This is a genomic window from Pantoea sp. GM01, from assembly GCF_000282675.1.
Lineage (GTDB): Bacteria > Pseudomonadota > Gammaproteobacteria > Enterobacterales > Enterobacteriaceae > Pantoea > Pantoea nemavictus.
Genome location: NZ_AKIU01000035.1, coordinates 117,381 through 133,929, shown reverse-complemented (window position 1 = coordinate 133,929; position 16,549 = coordinate 117,381). Strand labels below are relative to the sequence as shown.

Annotated in this window: 14 protein-coding genes; 1 reads left to right on the top strand and 13 read right to left on the bottom strand. The window is 54.7% G+C overall.

The window, feature by feature from the left end; translation table 11 throughout:
- Nucleotides 1–108: 108 nt before the first annotated feature.
- Nucleotides 109–417: a stress response protein ElaB gene (gene elaB, locus PMI17_RS10855; protein ID WP_007889349.1), complete on the bottom strand. Its 309-nt coding sequence runs from the start codon at nt 415–417 to the stop codon at nt 109–111.
- Nucleotides 418–725: 308 nt separating this feature from the next.
- Here elaB and PMI17_RS10850 point away from each other — a divergent pair, with 308 nt between their 5' ends.
- Nucleotides 726–2,384 carry a glucan biosynthesis protein D gene (locus tag PMI17_RS10850; protein ID WP_007889347.1) on the top strand — a complete coding sequence of 553 codons (1,659 nt, stop codon included), beginning with the start codon at nt 726–728 and terminating at the stop codon, nt 2,382–2,384.
- A 28-nt stretch (nt 2,385–2,412) separates the two neighbouring features.
- Here the strand turns inward: PMI17_RS10850 and PMI17_RS10845 are convergent, their stop codons facing one another.
- From PMI17_RS10845 to nuoE, 12 genes are all read right to left on the bottom strand, one after another.
- A complete protein-coding gene (locus PMI17_RS10845; protein ID WP_007889345.1) occupies nt 2,413–2,865 on the bottom strand; it encodes a GNAT family N-acetyltransferase in 453 nt (150 codons plus the stop codon).
- Between the two features lie 113 nt (nt 2,866–2,978).
- A complete protein-coding gene (locus tag PMI17_RS10840; protein WP_007889343.1) occupies nt 2,979–4,325 on the bottom strand; it encodes an HdeD family acid-resistance protein in 1,347 nt (448 codons plus the stop codon).
- Between the two features lie 119 nt (nt 4,326–4,444).
- A complete protein-coding gene (nuoN, locus tag PMI17_RS10835; protein WP_007889340.1) occupies nt 4,445–5,902 on the bottom strand; it encodes an NADH-quinone oxidoreductase subunit NuoN in 1,458 nt (485 codons plus the stop codon).
- A 6-nt stretch (nt 5,903–5,908) separates the two neighbouring features.
- The gene (gene nuoM, locus PMI17_RS10830; protein ID WP_036620887.1) at nt 5,909–7,429 is read right to left on the bottom strand and encodes an NADH-quinone oxidoreductase subunit M; all 1,521 of its coding nucleotides are present in this window, start codon (nt 7,427–7,429) and stop codon (nt 5,909–5,911) included.
- A gap of 212 nt (nt 7,430–7,641) precedes the next feature.
- Nucleotides 7,642–9,477 carry an NADH-quinone oxidoreductase subunit L gene (gene nuoL, locus PMI17_RS10825; RefSeq protein WP_007889336.1) on the bottom strand — a complete coding sequence of 612 codons (1,836 nt, stop codon included), beginning with the start codon at nt 9,475–9,477 and terminating at the stop codon, nt 7,642–7,644.
- Entirely contained in the window at nt 9,474–9,776 is a 303-nt protein-coding gene (gene nuoK, locus PMI17_RS10820) for an NADH-quinone oxidoreductase subunit NuoK (RefSeq protein ID WP_007889334.1), read from the bottom strand. Before nuoK ends, nuoL begins: the two co-directional genes overlap by 4 nt.
- Nucleotides 9,773–10,324, bottom strand: coding sequence for an NADH-quinone oxidoreductase subunit J (nuoJ, locus tag PMI17_RS10815; protein WP_007889333.1), 552 nt, complete (start codon nt 10,322–10,324; stop codon nt 9,773–9,775). The genes nuoK and nuoJ overlap by 4 nt, the downstream gene beginning before the upstream one ends.
- A 10-nt stretch (nt 10,325–10,334) precedes the next feature.
- On the bottom strand, nt 10,335–10,877 hold the full coding sequence (gene nuoI, locus PMI17_RS10810; RefSeq protein ID WP_007889332.1) for an NADH-quinone oxidoreductase subunit NuoI: 543 nt from the start codon (nt 10,875–10,877) through the stop codon (nt 10,335–10,337).
- An 11-nt stretch (nt 10,878–10,888) separates the two neighbouring features.
- Nucleotides 10,889–11,866: an NADH-quinone oxidoreductase subunit NuoH gene (gene nuoH, locus PMI17_RS10805; RefSeq protein WP_007889331.1), complete on the bottom strand. Its 978-nt coding sequence runs from the start codon at nt 11,864–11,866 to the stop codon at nt 10,889–10,891.
- Nucleotides 11,863–14,586 carry an NADH-quinone oxidoreductase subunit NuoG gene (gene nuoG / locus PMI17_RS10800; protein ID WP_036620882.1) on the bottom strand — a complete coding sequence of 908 codons (2,724 nt, stop codon included), beginning with the start codon at nt 14,584–14,586 and terminating at the stop codon, nt 11,863–11,865. The genes nuoH and nuoG overlap by 4 nt, the downstream gene beginning before the upstream one ends.
- 103 nt (nt 14,587–14,689) lie before the next feature.
- Entirely contained in the window at nt 14,690–16,030 is a 1,341-nt protein-coding gene (gene nuoF, locus PMI17_RS10795) for an NADH-quinone oxidoreductase subunit NuoF (RefSeq protein ID WP_176519213.1), read from the bottom strand.
- A gap of 2 nt (nt 16,031–16,032) precedes the next feature.
- The gene (gene nuoE / locus PMI17_RS10790) at nt 16,033–16,548 is read right to left on the bottom strand and encodes an NADH-quinone oxidoreductase subunit NuoE (RefSeq protein ID WP_007889323.1); all 516 of its coding nucleotides are present in this window, start codon (nt 16,546–16,548) and stop codon (nt 16,033–16,035) included.
- Nucleotide 16,549: the final 1 nt, after the last annotated feature.

Here is a 16,549-nt window from a genome sequence, read left to right as displayed (position 1 = left end):
AGCGCGCAGGCGAAACACAATCGCGGATGATGCGAAAAGAGGATTTGGTAGGGAATGGGGTCAGGAAGAGCAGAAATCGGGCGCGAAGCGAGTCGCGCCCGGCAGAACTCAGCGTCGTGCCAGCAGTAAACCGACAAACAGGCCAGCGGCGGCACCGATGCCAATCCCCTGCCACGGTTTTTCATGCACATAATCATCGGCGCGATAGGCCGCATTTTTGGCACGATAGTAATAGCTGTCTGACGCCTGGCTAACGCGTGATTTCACGTCTTCCAGCGCTTGTTCAGCTTTGAGTTTCAGTTCGATGTATTTCTGATCGGCCGGGTCACCCGAAGCGCGTAATACTTCTTCCAGCGTTTCGGTTAGCAGCGCCAGATCGTCGTCAAGGCGGGTTTCAAATTGGTCTGATGATGACACTATGTAGTTCCTCCATGTTCCTAACTCGTTGTGGTTTAACTATAGTCTTAAATTCCATTTTTGCTGGCGGCAAGCCTCCAGGAATTTACCGAGTTTCACCGCTCTCAATGCAAAGTTATGTTATCAGCGGCGTAGCGGCGCGAAATCTGCTTCGCTTATTTGATTAATCTGATAAATTTTCCGCAGACTGAATTTTTTAATTTCGCGACTGTCGTAACCCCCTGTAGCCTGACGCTCAGCGTCACACATGTGTGAAGCACGCACGACAGTCACAATACACCCGAGCAGCTAAGGATTAGATTTCCGGCATGAATCGTAGAAAATTTATGAAAGCGTCCATGGCCCTCTCCGCCGTTAGCGGCATGACGGGCCTCTCCACGCTGTTTGCACAATCCGCCTGGGCCGATGAGGGTATCGCCGACGGTACCGCAGTTCGCTTCGATTTCTATTCCTTGAAAAAGAAAGCCTCCGCTTTGGCAAAACAGCCCTGGGGCGGCGCACCCGGCCCCCTGCCCGACACGCTGGCCAATCTGACTCCTCAGGCCTATAACGAAATTCAGTACGACGCCAATCACTCATTGTGGAACAACATCGCCGATCGCGAGCTTGATGTGCAGTTCTTCCACGTGGGGATGGGTTTCAAACGCCGCATCCGCATGTTCTCGGTGGATGCTGACAGCCGTGAAGCGCGCGAGATTCACTTCCGCCCGGAGCTGTTCAACTATCACAATGCCAACGTTGATACCAAACAGCTGGTCGGTAAAACCGATCTCGGCTTCGCCGGTTTCCGTGCGTTCAAAAAGCCAGAGCTGGCCCGTCGCGATATCGTCTCGTTCCTGGGCGCCAGCTATTTCCGTGCGGTAGATGAGACGTTCCAGTACGGCTTGTCGGCGCGCGGCGTGGCGGTCAACACCTTCAGCAACGGCAAAGAGGAGTTCCCGGACTTCACCGCCTTCTGGTTCGAAACGCCAAAAGCCGATGACACCACATTTGTCGTGTATGCGCTGCTGGACGGCGCCAGCATCACCGGTGCCTACAAGTTCACCATTCACTGCGAAGAGAAACGCGTGGTAATGGATGTAGAAAACCACCTGTTTGCCCGTAATGAAATCCGCCAGCTCGGCATCGCGCCAATGACCAGCATGTTCAGCTGCGGCACCAATGAGCGCCGCATGTGCAACACTTACCATCCGCAAATTCACGACTCCGATCGTTTGGCGATGTGGACCGGTGAAGGTGAATGGATTGCGCGCCCGCTCAATAACCCGCAGCGCTTGCAGTTCAACGCCTATCAAGACGAGAACCCGCGTGGATTCGGCCTGCTGCAGCTCGATCATGACTTCAAGAATTATCAGGACGTGATTGGCTGGTACGACAAACGTCCAAGTCTGTGGGTGGAACCGATTGGCAAATGGGGCAAAGGCGCCATTAATGTGATGGAGATTCCTACCACCGGTGAAACGCTGGATAACATCGTCTGCTTCTGGCAGCCGTCAGAACCGGTGAAAGCCGGCAGCGAGTTCAACTTCCAGTACAAACTCTACTGGAGCCAGTTGCCGCCAGTTCGCAGTGGTTTAGCGCGTGTCGATGCAACACGCACCGGGATTGGTGGCTTCCCGGAAGGTTGGGCGCCTGGCGAACACTTCCCGGATACGTGGTGCCGTCGCTTTGCCATTGATTTTGTCGGTGGCGATCTGAAAGCCGCTGCACCGAAAGGCATTGAGCCGGTGATTACCGTTTCTGACGGCACCTTCAAGCAGGTGGAGATTCTCTACGTCGAGCCGCTGAACGGTTACCGCATCCTGTTTGACTGGTATCCAAACAGCGATTCAACTAAACCGGTTGATATGCGCCTGTTCCTGCGTACTAAAGATGAGACGCTGAGTGAAACCTGGCTTTATCAGTACTTCCCGCCACCGCCGGATCAACGTAAGTATGTTGACGACCGGCAGATGACGCCGGGCTGATGATAACGGCGAGGAGCGATCCTCGCCGTTATGCTTTCTGCATGCCGATGTGCGGAATATCATCTTCCATGTACACGTCAGTAACCGCTTTAAAGCCCAACCGACCGTAAAAACCTTCCAGATGCGCCTGCGCTGAGAGATAAATCGCGCGCTGTGGCCAATTCTTTTCGCAACTCTCCAGCGCCTTCTCCATCAAACGGTATCCCAGCTTTAAGCCGCGAGCCTCTTCAGAGACGATGACGCGTCCTATCAGCACAGGCGCAGACTCTAACGCTGGCGTCAGTACGCGCGCATAGGCCAGCAGTTTGCCGTCGAGAAATCCGAGAATATGGCGGTTATCGGCAGCCAAATCCTGTCCATCAATATCCTGATAGGGACAGTTTTGCTCCACGATGAAGACGTGATTGCGCAGCGCCAACAGGGTATAGAGTTGTTGTGCCGTCAGTTCACTGTGATGGCAATCAAGCCAAAGCATTTCCATGGTGCTTCCTTGTCTGAGCGAAAAAAGTGAATTCCGCCAGCGTATCACAGCAGCCTAAGTAAACGCAGTGCCTGCCGCGAGTTCGTACGACCAACGTGACGCACCCTGCACTGTTATTTCACAATGCTGCGTGATGGCGTCCGCTTTTGCTGCCAAAGCTCATGGCGCAATTTTAGGCCTTGCCATAACCGGAGCGGCCACAGCTGGCTCGACTGGGGTTCAATCACGCGTTTTAACAACCAGACATAATCCAGCGCCAATCCTGGCGTCCACGTCATCTCTTCTGCCCTGCCGCGAATGACGCCAAGTAACCAGAAATTCGGATCGATAAACAAGCGCAGACCGGCAAAAGGTTGCTGCGCCAGAATCCCTTCTATCGCCACATCCAACGCCTGAATCATGGTGGATGAACAGTTACGTGCCGTGAGGTTATAAGTGCCGTCAGTTCGATAGCTGCGCCAGTAATTTTCCAGCGCTACCCGATTGTAGCGTGGAAAAATGATCTGTTTATCAGGCGCACACCAATCCGCCACTTCCTCCGCCAGCGACGGCAAGAAGCGCCCGGCAACATCATTACTTTCCCCCGAACGGAGAATGGCGCGGAAATTCCCGGAATCGCGATCGATGTTGTCCAGCGGATAGTGACTGATATAGAGATCGCTGCCGACTTCGAGCGCCGCGTGCCCGGTCGACACCACGCCATTGTTATCGACCGCTGCAATATAGCGATTGATCAACGGATAGCGTTCGCGCACCACACAGGCGCCAACCGGCGTCCAGATATACACGGTCAACGGGGCCGCGGCCAACTCCGCCGGAAAGGGGGGATGCGCATAGCGGCTACTGTGCCAGCGGCGTAATCCTGCCGCCTTGAACAGCGGCAACGCGGTTACCGAGCTATTGTCGGTTAACAGATGCGCCTGACGCGCCATCAGGAGCAGATTGGTGCCGATACTCAGTAGCAACAGTGCGAAACAGAGCGGCACCGCAATGTGATGATGAAACGGCCAGTTGCTGATGATCACAATACTCAGACCGAGCTCGACGATGCCGGTGAAGCAGTGCTTGCGCCAACGTACGCCGCGTAATACCCAGGCCGCCGAGATGCGAAACAGGCCATCGAACAGGAACATCAATCCAAATAACACCGCTGATACGTCGTTATTGTCTGCAGGAATGTTGAATATCAGGAAGGCGATGAAGAGAAAACCCAGCGCTTTCAGCAGCGTTAACCAGTCAATGCGTAGCTCTTTGCTGATGGCGAAGAACAGCTGCACCGCACCTTCCACGACGAACAGGATGGCGAGCATATCCAGCGGTACCGACAACACGCCATCGCTGCCAATATCATAAAGAATCATTGCGGAGAGCAGGATCAACGCGATGCCACCCAGCGCGAGCCAATACCAGCGTCGACGCAATATCTGCGCGCCGGTAAGCAGGAAGATCAATTTGATCATGTCGCCTCTGCGGAGGAATTAACACTGCTTAAAAATTAGCAACGTCAGCAGGGATTGTCAGATTTCAGGCAAAAAAAATCAGGCCCGCAGGCCTGATTCAGTGATGACATGGGTTTGGCTTACATCAATGGCTGAGCCATCTGCACCAGCGTGATCAGCGGCTGCGGATAAACACCGAGCAGCAGTACCAGAATCGCAGAGATCAGCACCACAACACCACCCGCCGTAAACGCCCAGTTGGCTTGGGTGTCGCGGTTATGCAGTTCTGGCGGACTCAGATACAAGCTCACCGTTACGCGCAGATAGTAGTAAAGACCAATCGCACTACCGGCTACCACGGCACCACTCAACCACCACAGATGTGCGTTCACACTTGAAGCGATCACGTAGAATTTACCGATGAAGCCGAGCGTCATCGGGATACCCGCCAGTGACAACATCATCACCGTCATTACTGCTGACAGAATAGGACGATGCCAGAACAGGCCACGATAAGAGTAGAGCGTATCGGCATCCGGACCACGATATGGGCTCGACATCAGGCTAACCACACCGAACGCACCAAGGCTGCTGAACAGATAACCAGCCAGATAAACACCGGCGGTTTCCAGCGACAGTTGATGCGTTTTCACCGCAATCAGCGCTACCAGTAAATACCCCAGATGCGCAATGGAGGAGTAACCCAGCAGACGCTTGATGTTGCTCTGAGAAATCGCCATCAGGTTACCGAACAGAATCGACGCGAAGGCAATGATACCCAGCACGGTTCGAACGGCTTCGCTGTCAGTGACTGGCGCGTACATGAATAGACGCATAATCACGGCGAAAATCGCAATCTTACTGGCGGTGGCGAGGAAGGTTGAAACCGGCGCAGGCGCACCCTGATAAACGTCTGGCGTCCACAGATGGAACGGCACCAGCGACAGTTTAAAGCCCAGACCGATAATCATCATGCCCAGACCCAGCAGCAGCAGCGGCTCCTGAATCATGCTATCGCTCAGGCTTTTGCCCAACTGCACAAAGCTCAGGCTACCGGAGTCTGCATAAATCAGGGCGATACCGAACAGCAGGAAGGATGACGCTGCAGCTGACAGAATGGTGTATTTCAGTGACGCTTCCAGCGAACGTTTCTGGCGGAAGGCGTAACCAATCAAACCAAACAGCGGCAGAGAGAGCAGTTCGATGCCGATGAACAACGCCGCCAGATGGTTAGCGCTCGCCAGCACAATACCACCGAGAGCCGCAATCAGCACCAGCAGATAGAACTCATCTTTGTTGTCTGGGAAACCGGCCAACCAGGGATAAGCAAAGGTGCAGGTGGCCAGGCTCGCTAACACCACCAGCGCGGTGTAGAACATCGAATAGCCATCAACACGCAGCAGCGGCGTGACATCCATCGCCCCCGCCTGGCCGACAAACCACAGAGAAAACAGCGCAATGTTAAGTCCGATCACGGTCAGCGTGGCATTAACAAAGTGATTGCGTCGCCACGCAATGGACAGCATCACCACCACCACCGTCAATCCGACGATCAACAGCGGCAGTAACGCGATCAGATGTTGAGGAGTTATTGTCATGGCGAATTACGGCCTTGTAGTTGAAATTGAAGCGGTAAACCACTGCTGAATATTGCTCATCGCAGCATGGGATGTGTCGAGGATTGGCTGCGGATAAATCCCCAGCAGCACCAGCAACACCACCAATACGCCGATAGTCATGAACTCACGCGGTGACATGCCTGGCAGCGGATCTTTTGACTTCGCTTCGCCGAAGTAAGCGCGCTGCATCATGATCAGCGAGTAAACCGACGCAAACACCAGACCAAAAGTCGCAATGACGATAATCACCGGCACCACCTGGAAACTGCCGGTCAGAATCATAAATTCGCCGACAAAGTTACCGGTGCCCGGCATACCGAGGTTTGCAACCGCGAAGAACAGCGACAGACCCGGAATCCATTTAATCCGCGACCACAAACCGCCCATCTGACGCAGGTCGCGCGTATGCAGACGCTCATACAGCTGACCACACAGAATGAACAGTGCCGCCGCCGAAAGGCCGTGCGCAATCATCTGAATTACCGCGCCCTGGAAGGCCAGCTGGCTGCCGGTGTAGATGGCGATCAGCACGAAGCCCATGTGCGAAACGGAGGTGTAAGCAATCAGGCGTTTGATATCGGTTTGCGAGAAAGCCATCCACGCACCGTAGAAGATGCCGAGGATACCGAGCCACATCGCAATCGGAGCAAACTCCGCAGACGCATTTGGGAACAGCGGTAAGCTGAAGCGCAGCAGACCATAGGCCGCGGTTTTCAACAGAATACCGGCGAGGTCAACCGAACCCGCGGTAGGTGCCTGGCTGTGTGCGTCGGGCAACCAACCGTGCAGGGGCACCACCGGCATTTTCACCGCAAAGGCGATGAAGAAGCCCAGCATCAGCAGATACTCAACGGTGTGCGACATCGGGGTTTTCAGCAGCTCTTCATAGCTGAAGGTCCAGACGCCGGTTGCGTTGTAGTGCACAAAGACCAGCGCCAGAATCGACACCAACATAATCAGACCGGAAGCCTGGGTATAGATGAAGAACTTGGTCGCCGCACTGATGCGCGTTTTACCGTCTGATGCTTTATGACCCCAAAGTGCGATGAGGAAGTACATCGGCACCAGCATCATTTCCCAGAAGAAGAAGAACAGGAACATGTCGATGGAGAGGAACACGCCAATCACACCACCAAGAATCCACATCAGGTTGAGGTGGAAGAAGCCCTGATACTTCTCAATTTCATTCCAGGAACATAGCACTGCCATCAGGCCGAGCAGACCGGTTAGCACCACCATCAGCAGCGACAGACCATCAATCGCCAGATGGAAGTTGATACCAAAACGCGGAATCCACGGTACCGAGAACGTCGATTGCCATTGCGGAATGCCCGCAGCCTGCGTCAGTGAATAGCCTCCCTGCAACCACAGTTGCAGGCCAAGCGCCAGCGTCAGGCCCATGGTGATCATGGCAATCCATCGCGGAACTTTTGCGCCAAGACGCTCCGCAAGCCAGCAGAGCAAGCCACCGACAAAAGGTATGATTATTAGCCAAGGTAATAACACGGCATACTTCCCTTTTTTCAGCCTGATTCCGAGCTATCTTACTTGCCATTTTCGTTCCCGGCAGTGCCCGCAATCCTCACGTACCTAAGTACGCTCCGGTTGCTGTGCGCTGGCGGTAACGAAACTGGCTGCGCCGATTACGCTTCGTCATTCAGGCAACTTTTACATTCGCTACTGGGGTGAGAAAACTTACCCGCCCCGCTCATCAATCTTTAAATCACCAGCAGCAGCGCCAGCACCACCACGGCGCCAACGCTCATCGAGGCCACGTACCAGCGCAGATAACCGTTCTCACTCACTACCAACCCTTTATTACCAATACGCGACAGCAGCGCAGGCAGGTTCATCAGTGAATTAAGCGGATCGCGCTTCAGCAGCCAGGCGATGCCGAGATAAGGTTTCACGAACACCTTGTCATACAGCCAATCGAAGCCCCAGGCCGCGAACCACCAGGTGCCGAAGAAACGACCCGGCGCGCTGTTAGCGATGCTGGTAACCAGCTGACGTTTACCCAGCCACAGCGCTGCAGCAATCAGGATTCCGACGATTGCCACTACGCCTGAGGTGATTTCCAGCATCACTTTGCCGCCTTCACCAAATTCGTTCTGCGGCAAGACGCCCGCCAGCGGTGGAGTAATCAGCGCACCAATAAAGGTGGAGAGCACCATCAGCACAATCAGCGGCAGATGATGAGTAATGCCTTTGCCAGCGTGAGCATGAATTTTCTCTTCACCGTGGAACACGATGAAGATCATGCGGAAGGTGTAGATTGAGGTGAGGAATGCACCCACCAGACCCGCAACCATCAGATTGATGTGACCATTCGCCAGCGCACCAAACAGGATTTCATCTTTACTGTAGAAACCTGCGGTAATCAGCGGCAGTGCCGCTAGCGCAGCGCCACCCACCAGGAAGCAGACATAAACCAGTGGGATGCTCTTACGCAGGCCGCCCATCTTGAAGATGTTTTGCTCATGATGGCAGGCAAGAATGACCGAGCCTGAAGAGAGGAACAGCAAGGCTTTAAAGAATGCATGCGTCATCAGGTGGAAAATCGCCGCGTCCCATGCCTGCACGCCAAGCGCGAGGAACATGTAGCCAATCTGACTCATGGTGGAGTAAGCCAGCACGCGTTTGATGTCGGTTTGCACCAGCGCAGCAAAACCTGCCAGCACCAAGGTAATCGCACCAATGATTCCGACCAGATGCAACACTTCCGGCGTTAACAGGAACAGACCGTGGGTACGTGCAATCAGGTAGACACCGGCGGTTACCATGGTGGCGGCGTGAATCAGCGCCGAAACCGGGGTTGGACCCGCCATCGCATCCGCCAGCCACGTTTGTAACGGCAGCTGTGCAGATTTACCCACCGCGCCACCCAACAGCATCAGGGTTGCCCACTGCAGCATATGGTTGTCAGCAGCAAAGTGCGCTGGTGCCAGCTCAACCAGTTCGCGGAAGTTCAGCGTACCCAGTTCGTTGTAAAGGATGAATAAGGCGAAAGCGAGGAACACATCACCGACACGGGTGATGATAAAGGCTTTCATCGCCGCTTTGCCGTTCTCTGGATTGCTGTAGTAGAAGCCAATCAGCAGATAAGAACACAGGCCCACACCTTCCCAACCGAGATACATCAGCATCAGGTTATCGGCCAGTACTAACACCACCATGCTCGCGATAAACAGGTTGGTGTAAGCGAAGAAGCGCGAATAACCTTCTTCACCACGCATGTACCATGAAGCGAACATGTGGATGAAGAATCCGACACCGGTAACGACTGACAGCATGGTCAGCGATAAGCCGTCCAGCACCAGATTTACTTTGATGTCAAAATTGCCGACGTGAATCCAGGTCCACAGCGCTTGTGTAAACGGCTGCTGTCCCTGATTGAAGAAGTCAAAACCGGCATAAATAGTGGTCAATGCTGCCAGACCAACCGATCCCATTCCGACTGCAGCCGACAGGTTCTCCGACCAGCGACCGCGTGAAAACGCTAATAGCAGAAAGCCAATCAGCGGAAATAATACGGTTAAATAGAGAAGATTCATCCGCGCATCTCGCTCACTGTGTCAATGTTCAGCGTCTGACGACGACGATAAAGCTGGAGCAACAGCGCCAGACCAATACTCGCTTCCGCCGCCGCAAGGCTGATTGCCAGAATGTACATCACCTGGCCGTCAGCTTGTCCCCAATAGCTGCCTGCAACCACCAGCGCTAACGCCGAGGCATTGATCATAATTTCCAGACCAATCAGCATAAACAGGATGTTACGACGCAGCACCACCGAGGTCAGGCCGAGAACAAACAGCACAGCGGCCAGCATTAGACCGTGTTGTAACGGGATCATGCGTGATCCTCCTTATTTGCTTGCGCATCCGCTTGACGATTGCTCAGCACTTCGCCGTGACGCTCTTCACGTCCAATATGGAAGGCCACTACCAGACCGGCGAGCAGCAGCATTGATGCCAGCTCAACAGCCAGAACATAAGGACCAAACAAGCTGATACCGACCGCTTTGGCGTCGATGACGGTGCCATCAATGCCCTGATCCTGTGCAGTGCTAATGGCATAAATCATTACCGCCAGCAGCAGTAACGAGACGATGCCGGGACCAATCCACAGTGAAGGCTTCAGCCACTCGCGCTCTTGATCCTGCTGGGTTTTGCCCAGGTTCAGCATCATCACCACGAAGACGAACAGCACCATGATAGCGCCGGCGTAAACGATGATTTCCAGGGCACCCGCAAAGTAGGCGCCCATTGAGAAGAACACGCCGGCAATCGACAGCAGCGAAACAATCAGGTACAGCAGCGCATGTACCGGATTGGTGTGAGTGATGACGCGCAACGTCGTCAACACCGCGACCAGTCCGCAAAGATAAAACGCAAATTCCATACCTGGCTCCTTAAGGTAACAACCCTTTGACGTCGATCGGCTTGGCTTCGTTTTCCGCTTCGCCCTTCTCTTTTCCGTCGATCGCCATACCAGCCATACGATAGAAGTTGTATTCCGGGTACTTACCCGGACCGGAAATCAGCAGGTCTTCCTTCTCATACACCAGATCCTGACGCTTAAACTCACCCAATTCAAAATCGGGCGTCAGCTGGATCGCGGTGGTTGGGCACGCTTCTTCGCACAGACCACAGAAGATGCAGCGTGAGAAGTTGATGCGGAAAAACTCTGGATACCAGCGTCCATCCTGCGTTTCAGCTTTCTGCAGCGAGATACAGCCGACAGGGCACGCTACCGCACACAAGTTACAGGCAACGCAGCGCTCTGCACCATCCGGATCGCGCGTCAGCACAATACGTCCGCGGTAACGCGGCGGCAGATAAACCGGCTCTTCCGGATACATTTGGGTTTCGCGCTTGGCGAAGGCATGCATGCCTATCATCCAGATACTGCGCACTGTCGTGCCGAAGCCAACGACAATATCTTTTAAAGTCATTTCATTGTCCCTTACTGCGCGGTGGACAGAATCACTGCGGCGGTCGCCAGCAGGTTCAACAGCGTCAACGGCAGACACACTTTCCAGCCGAACGACAGCACCTGGTCATAGCGTGGACGCGGCAGCGCAGCACGAATCAGGATAAACATCACCATAAAGAACGCTGTTTTCAGAGCGAACCAGATGAATGGCGGCAGGAACGGACCGTGCCAGCCACCGAAGAACAGCGTGACAATCAGCGCTGATACAGTGGTGATCGCCACGTATTCACCGACGAAGAACAGGCCGAATTTCATACCGGCATATTCAATGTGGTAACCATCCGCCAACTCCTGCTCCGCTTCTGGTTGGTCAAACGGGTGGCGGTGGCAGACCGCAACGCCGGCGATGCAGAAGGTGAGGAAGCCGAAGAACTGCGGAATGATGTTCCACAGATGCGCCTGACTTTCGACGATGGCATTCATATTGAATGAACCGGCTTGCGCCACTACACCCATCAGCGACAGACCAAGGAACACTTCGTAGCTCAGCGTTTGTGCCGAGGCACGCATCGCACCCAGCAGCGAGTATTTGTTATTACTCGACCAGCCAGCGAACAGCACCGCATAGACCGCCAGACCCGCCATCATCAGGAAGAACAGCAAACCGATGTTCAGGTCGGTGACCATCCACGTTGGCGAAACCGGTACAATGGCAAAGGCCAGCAGCAGCGATACAAAGGCGATAACCGGTGCCAGTGTAAAGATGAAGCGGTCGGTAAACGGCGGAACCCAGTCCTCTTTAAAGAACATTTTGATCATATCTGCAGCCAGCTGCAGCGATCCGCCCCAACCTACACGGTTCGGTCCGTAGCGGTTTTGCCACAAGCCGAGCAGACGACGCTCGGCGAAACTCATGAAAGCACCGCAACCCACCACTACCAACAGGATGACCAGCGCTTTGCCAATGTTGATCAGGATTTCAATAACGTCCGGTGTCAGCCAACTCATTGCGCGGCCTCCTGCAGTTTGTCAATTTGCGCACCTGAGAGGAACGGCGGCACACCTGGCATACCGAGCGGTAAACCCACCTGCCCCGCTTGCAGCGACGCAGAGAAACGTACCGGCAAACGTAACGTTTCACCGGCACAGACCAGCTCGACAGAGGAACCGTTGTTAACGCCCAGTTTCTCAGCATCAGCCGGATTAATCACCAGCGTGGCCGGTGACATGCGTTTCTGGAAGGTGGTTGAGCGCTGCGTCATCTCTTCACTGCCAAACAGCTGGTAGTAAGGAGCGACACGCCACTGGCTGCCCTCAACGAAGCTTTCCGGAATCGCAGTAAACCACGGTAGAGAGCGATCGCTGGCTTCAAACAGACGTACGCCTGGATCGCCATGACGCAGTTTGCCGCCGACTTCCGCCTGGAACTTGTTCCATGCTTGCGGTGAGTTCCAGCCCGGCGCCCAGGCAAATGGAATCTGCGAACGAGGTGCGCTTGGTTGGTTGTTACCTTCCATCGAGAAGGCAAACATGGTGTCTTTATCCTGCGGCTGGCGCGGTTCATGCACGCTGATGTTGGCACGCATCGCGGTACGGCCACTGTTACGATGCGGGGAACGCGCCAGTTTTTGACCACGGATACGGAAGCTTGCGTCTGGCGCGGCATCTTTAATGCCTTTCAGCTGTGGCAGCGCCGCAACGGTGGCATCAATCACGTGATCGAGCTGTGTCCAGTCAATGTGACGGCTTTCAACCGCGCTGTGCAGCGAGCGCAACCAGCGCCAGCTTTCCAGCATCACGACGCTGTCATCGTAATAAGACGGATCGTAAACCTGGAAGAAGCGCTGAGCACGACCTTCATGGTTGATAGATGTACCATCGCTTTCGGCGAAGCTGGCGGTAGAGAGCACCAAACCGGCTTTTTCCAGCGTTGCGGTACGCTGATGATCAACCACAATCACGTTAGCGGTGGTATCTAGCGCCGCATCTACGTCGGCCTTTGGCGCATGACGATAGAGATCGTTTTCCAGCACCACCAGCGCATCGGCTTCGCCTTTGCTCAGCTGTTCCAGTGCGCTATCCAGCGACTGACCGCCCATCAGGCCCAGGCCGAAGCTGTTCGCCGCACCGGCTAGCAAAGTAATGCCGACATCGGCTCCGCGCGCTTTCAAGGCTTTCGCCACGTTCGCGGCGGCTTCAATCATCGCGATGCTACCGGAATGCGTACCGGAGATGATCAGCGGTTTTTTCGCCCCCGCCAGCGCCTGAACCACGACATCTAATTTGCCGTTCAGTTTGCTGTCGAAGCCGCTTACCGCTGGTGCGCTCTCATCCAACGCATTGGCGATGGCAAAGCCGAGACGCGCCTGATCTTCAATCGGTGCGCGATAGCTCCATGCCGCGATATCATCCAGTCGGGTTTCGTCAACGTTGGTCACGAACAGCGGATGTTTGGCATGCTGACCGATATTGAGGATTGCCGCGATTTGCCAGTCAGCCACTTTTTGTGCGGCTGCCATCTCACGTGCTTTACCTTTTACCGCCTGACGTACAGACAGCGCTACGCGCGCGCCAACCTGAGTCAAATCTTCACCCAGCACCAGCACCGCATCATAGCTTTCGATTTCGCGCAGTGATGGCGTGTAAACGCCGCCGTCCTGCAGCACTTTCAGCATCAGTTCCACGCGCGCCTGCTCACTTGCTGGCATACCGGTGGAGAAGTTTTCTGCGCCAACCAGCTCACGCAACGCGAAGTTGCTTTCAATGCTGGCGCGCGGAGAGCCGATACCGATCACTTTCTTCGCCCGACGCAGCACATCCGCCGCCGCATTCACGGCTTGTTCAGCATTCAGGCTGACCCAATCGTTACCGCGTTGCTGTACCGGATGACGTGGACGATCTTTGCGATTGACGTAGCCGTAACCAAAACGACCGCGATCGCAGAGAAAATAGTGGTTTACGCTGCCGTTGTAACGGTTTTCAATACGACGCAATTCACCATAACGCTCGCCTGGGCTGGTATTACAACCCACGCTGCACTGCTGACAGATGCTTGGCGCGAACTGCATATCCCATTTACGGTTATAGCGTTCAGAGTGCGTTTTATCGGTGAATACGCCGGTCGGACAGATTTCCACCAGGTTGCCGGAGAATTCGCTTTCCAGCGTGCCATCTTCCGGACGACCAAAGTAGACGTTGTCATGAGCGCCATAGACGCCGAGATCTTTGCCGTCAGCATAATCTTTGTAGTAACGCACGCAACGATAACAGGCGATGCAGCGGTTCATTTCGTGTGAAATAAACGGGCCGAGGTCCTGATTCTGGTGGGTGCGCTTGGTGAAGCGGTAGCGACGGAAGCTGTGTCCGGTCATTACCGTCATATCTTGCAGGTGGCAGTTACCGCCCTCTTCGCACACTGGACAGTCGTGCGGATGGTTGGTCATCAGCCATTCCACCACGCTTTCACGAAACTCTTTTGCTTCGCCATCGTCGATGGAAATAAAGGTGCCGTCTGACGCTGGCGTCATGCAGGACATGACGAGGCGACCGCGGGTATCTTCGGCATTCTGGAATTGCTTCACCGCGCACTGGCGGCAGGCCCCTACGCTTCCCAGCGCCGGATGCCAGCAAAAATAAGGAATATCAAGGCCCAGAGAGAGACACGCCTGCAGCAGGTTGTCCGCTCCGTTCACATCATATTCTTTACCGTCTACATGGATTGTAGCCATAGTGAACATGCTTCCGTAAGGCTCGCCCTAAGACGAGCGTTAAACATCTAATTCTTTCCTCACGCTATTACAGCGCGAGGCGAGTTCCGTGTACGGCAGCCGATTACCAGCGCGCTTTCAGCAGGTTCGGCTGAATACCACCGATGGCTCGGGTATTACCAAACACCTGCGGCGCAATGCCGGCTTCAAACTCTTCACGGAAATATTTAATCGCGCTCTGCAATGGCTCGACGGCACCCGGTGCGTGGGCACAGAAGGTTTTACCTGGGCCGAGCTGGCGGCAGAGTTGCTGCAGGGTTTCGATATCACCCGGCTGACCTTTCTTCTGCTCCAGCGCACGCAGGATCTTCACGCTCCACGGCAATCCGTCACGGCACGGCGTACACCAGCCGCAAGATTCACGCGCAAAGAACTCTTCCAGATTACGTACCAGCGAAACCATATTGATTTCGTGATCGACCGCCATCGCCAGCGCGGTACCTAAACGGCTGCCGGCTTTACCAATGCTGGCAAATTCCATTGGCAGATCGAGGTGCTGATCGGTAAGGAAGTCGGTTCCTGCGCCGCCGGGCTGCCAGGCTTTGAATTTCAAGCCATCGCGCATGCCGCCGGCGTAATCTTCCAGGATTTCACGTGCGGTAGTACCGAATGGCAGTTCCCAGACGCCGGGATTTTTCACGCGGCCTGAGAAGCCCATCATCTTGGTGCCGGTATCTTCACTGGTAGAGATGTTTTTGTACCAATCGACGCCGTTAAGGAAGATGGCCGGCACGTTCGACAACGTTTCCACGTTGTTGACGCAGGTTGGCTTGCCCCATACGCCAGCACTTGCCGGGAACGGTGGCTTAGAGCGCGGATTGGCGCGACGACCTTCCAGCGAGTTGATCAGCGCCGTCTCTTCACCACAGATATAACGCCCTGCCCCGGTGTGAACGATCAGCTCGAAATCAAAACCGGTGCCGAGAATATTTTTACCGAGATAGCCCGCTTCGGTGGCTTCAGCAATCGCGCGACGCAGATTGACTGCCGCTTCGATGTATTCACCGCGTAAGAAGATGTAGCCACGATAGGCTTTCAGCGCGAACGCGCTGATCAACATGCCTTCCACCAATTGGTGCGGCAGTTGCTCCATCAGCAAGCGGTCTTTATAGGTGCCCGGCTCCATTTCATCGGCGTTACACAGCAGGTAACGGATGTTCATAGATTCGTCTTTCGGCATCAGGCTCCACTTCAGGCCGGTATTAAAGCCGGCGCCACCGCGGCCTTTCAGGCCAGAGTCTTTTACCGCCGCGACAATTTCGTCCTGGCTGAAATCTTTCAGCGCTTTTTCAGCACCGACGTAACCGTTTTTACTGCGGTATTCATCAATCCAAATTGGCTGCTTGTCGTCACGCAGACGCCAGGTCAGTGGATGCGTTTCGGCAGTACGAATGATCTGTTTAATGGTCATTGATACTGCTCCAGCAAGTTGGCGATGCCTTCAGGCGTCAGATGAACATGCGTATCTTCGTCTACCATCATGGTTGGCCCTTTATCGCAATTACCGAGGCAGCAGGTAGGCAAGAGCGTAAAGCGACCATCCGCCGTGGTTTGACCAGGCTTAATATTCAGCTTCTGCTCAAGTGCGTCCTGAATGCCCTGATAACCGGTGATATGGCACACTACGCTGTCACAGTAGCGAATCACGTGACGGCCAACCGGCGTGCGGTAGATCTGGCTATAGAAAGTGGCAACACCTTCCACATCACTGGCGGGAATTCCGAGTACTTCTGCGATAGCGTTAATCGCGCCATCCGGCACCCAACCGCGCTGTTTCTGCACGATCTTCAACGCTTCAATCGAAGCCGCACGCGCATCTTCGTAATGATGTTTTTCGTGCTCGATAGCGTGGTGCTCGGCCTCGCTCAGCACGAAGACCTCAGTCGGGTCGATGGTGTGAATAGCAATCTTTTGATCGTGCATA

What these genes read in the sequence shown, in the direction of transcription:
- nuoN (WP_007889340.1), bottom strand. Translation starts at nt 5,902, where the DNA reads ATGACAATAACTCCTCAACATCTGATCGCGTTACTGCCGCTGTTGATC.
- nuoH (WP_007889331.1), bottom strand. Translation starts at nt 11,866, where the DNA reads ATGAGTTGGCTGACACCGGACGTTATTGAAATCCTGATCAACATTGGC.
- nuoK (WP_007889334.1), bottom strand. Translation starts at nt 9,776, where the DNA reads ATGATCCCGTTACAACACGGTCTAATGCTGGCCGCTGTGCTGTTTGTT.
- nuoG (WP_036620882.1), bottom strand. Translation starts at nt 14,586, where the DNA reads ATGGCTACAATCCATGTAGACGGTAAAGAATATGATGTGAACGGAGCG.
- nuoJ (WP_007889333.1), bottom strand. Translation starts at nt 10,324, where the DNA reads ATGGAATTTGCGTTTTATCTTTGCGGACTGGTCGCGGTGTTGACGACG.
- nuoL (WP_007889336.1), bottom strand. Translation starts at nt 9,477, where the DNA reads ATGAATCTTCTCTATTTAACCGTATTATTTCCGCTGATTGGCTTTCTG.
- nuoE (WP_007889323.1), bottom strand. Translation starts at nt 16,548, where the DNA reads ATGCACGATCAAAAGATTGCTATTCACACCATCGACCCGACTGAGGTC.
- PMI17_RS10850 (WP_007889347.1), top strand. Translation starts at nt 726, where the DNA reads ATGAATCGTAGAAAATTTATGAAAGCGTCCATGGCCCTCTCCGCCGTT.
- PMI17_RS10840 (WP_007889343.1), bottom strand. Translation starts at nt 4,325, where the DNA reads ATGATCAAATTGATCTTCCTGCTTACCGGCGCGCAGATATTGCGTCGA.
- PMI17_RS10845 (WP_007889345.1), bottom strand. Translation starts at nt 2,865, where the DNA reads ATGGAAATGCTTTGGCTTGATTGCCATCACAGTGAACTGACGGCACAA.
- nuoI (WP_007889332.1), bottom strand. Translation starts at nt 10,877, where the DNA reads ATGACTTTAAAAGATATTGTCGTTGGCTTCGGCACGACAGTGCGCAGT.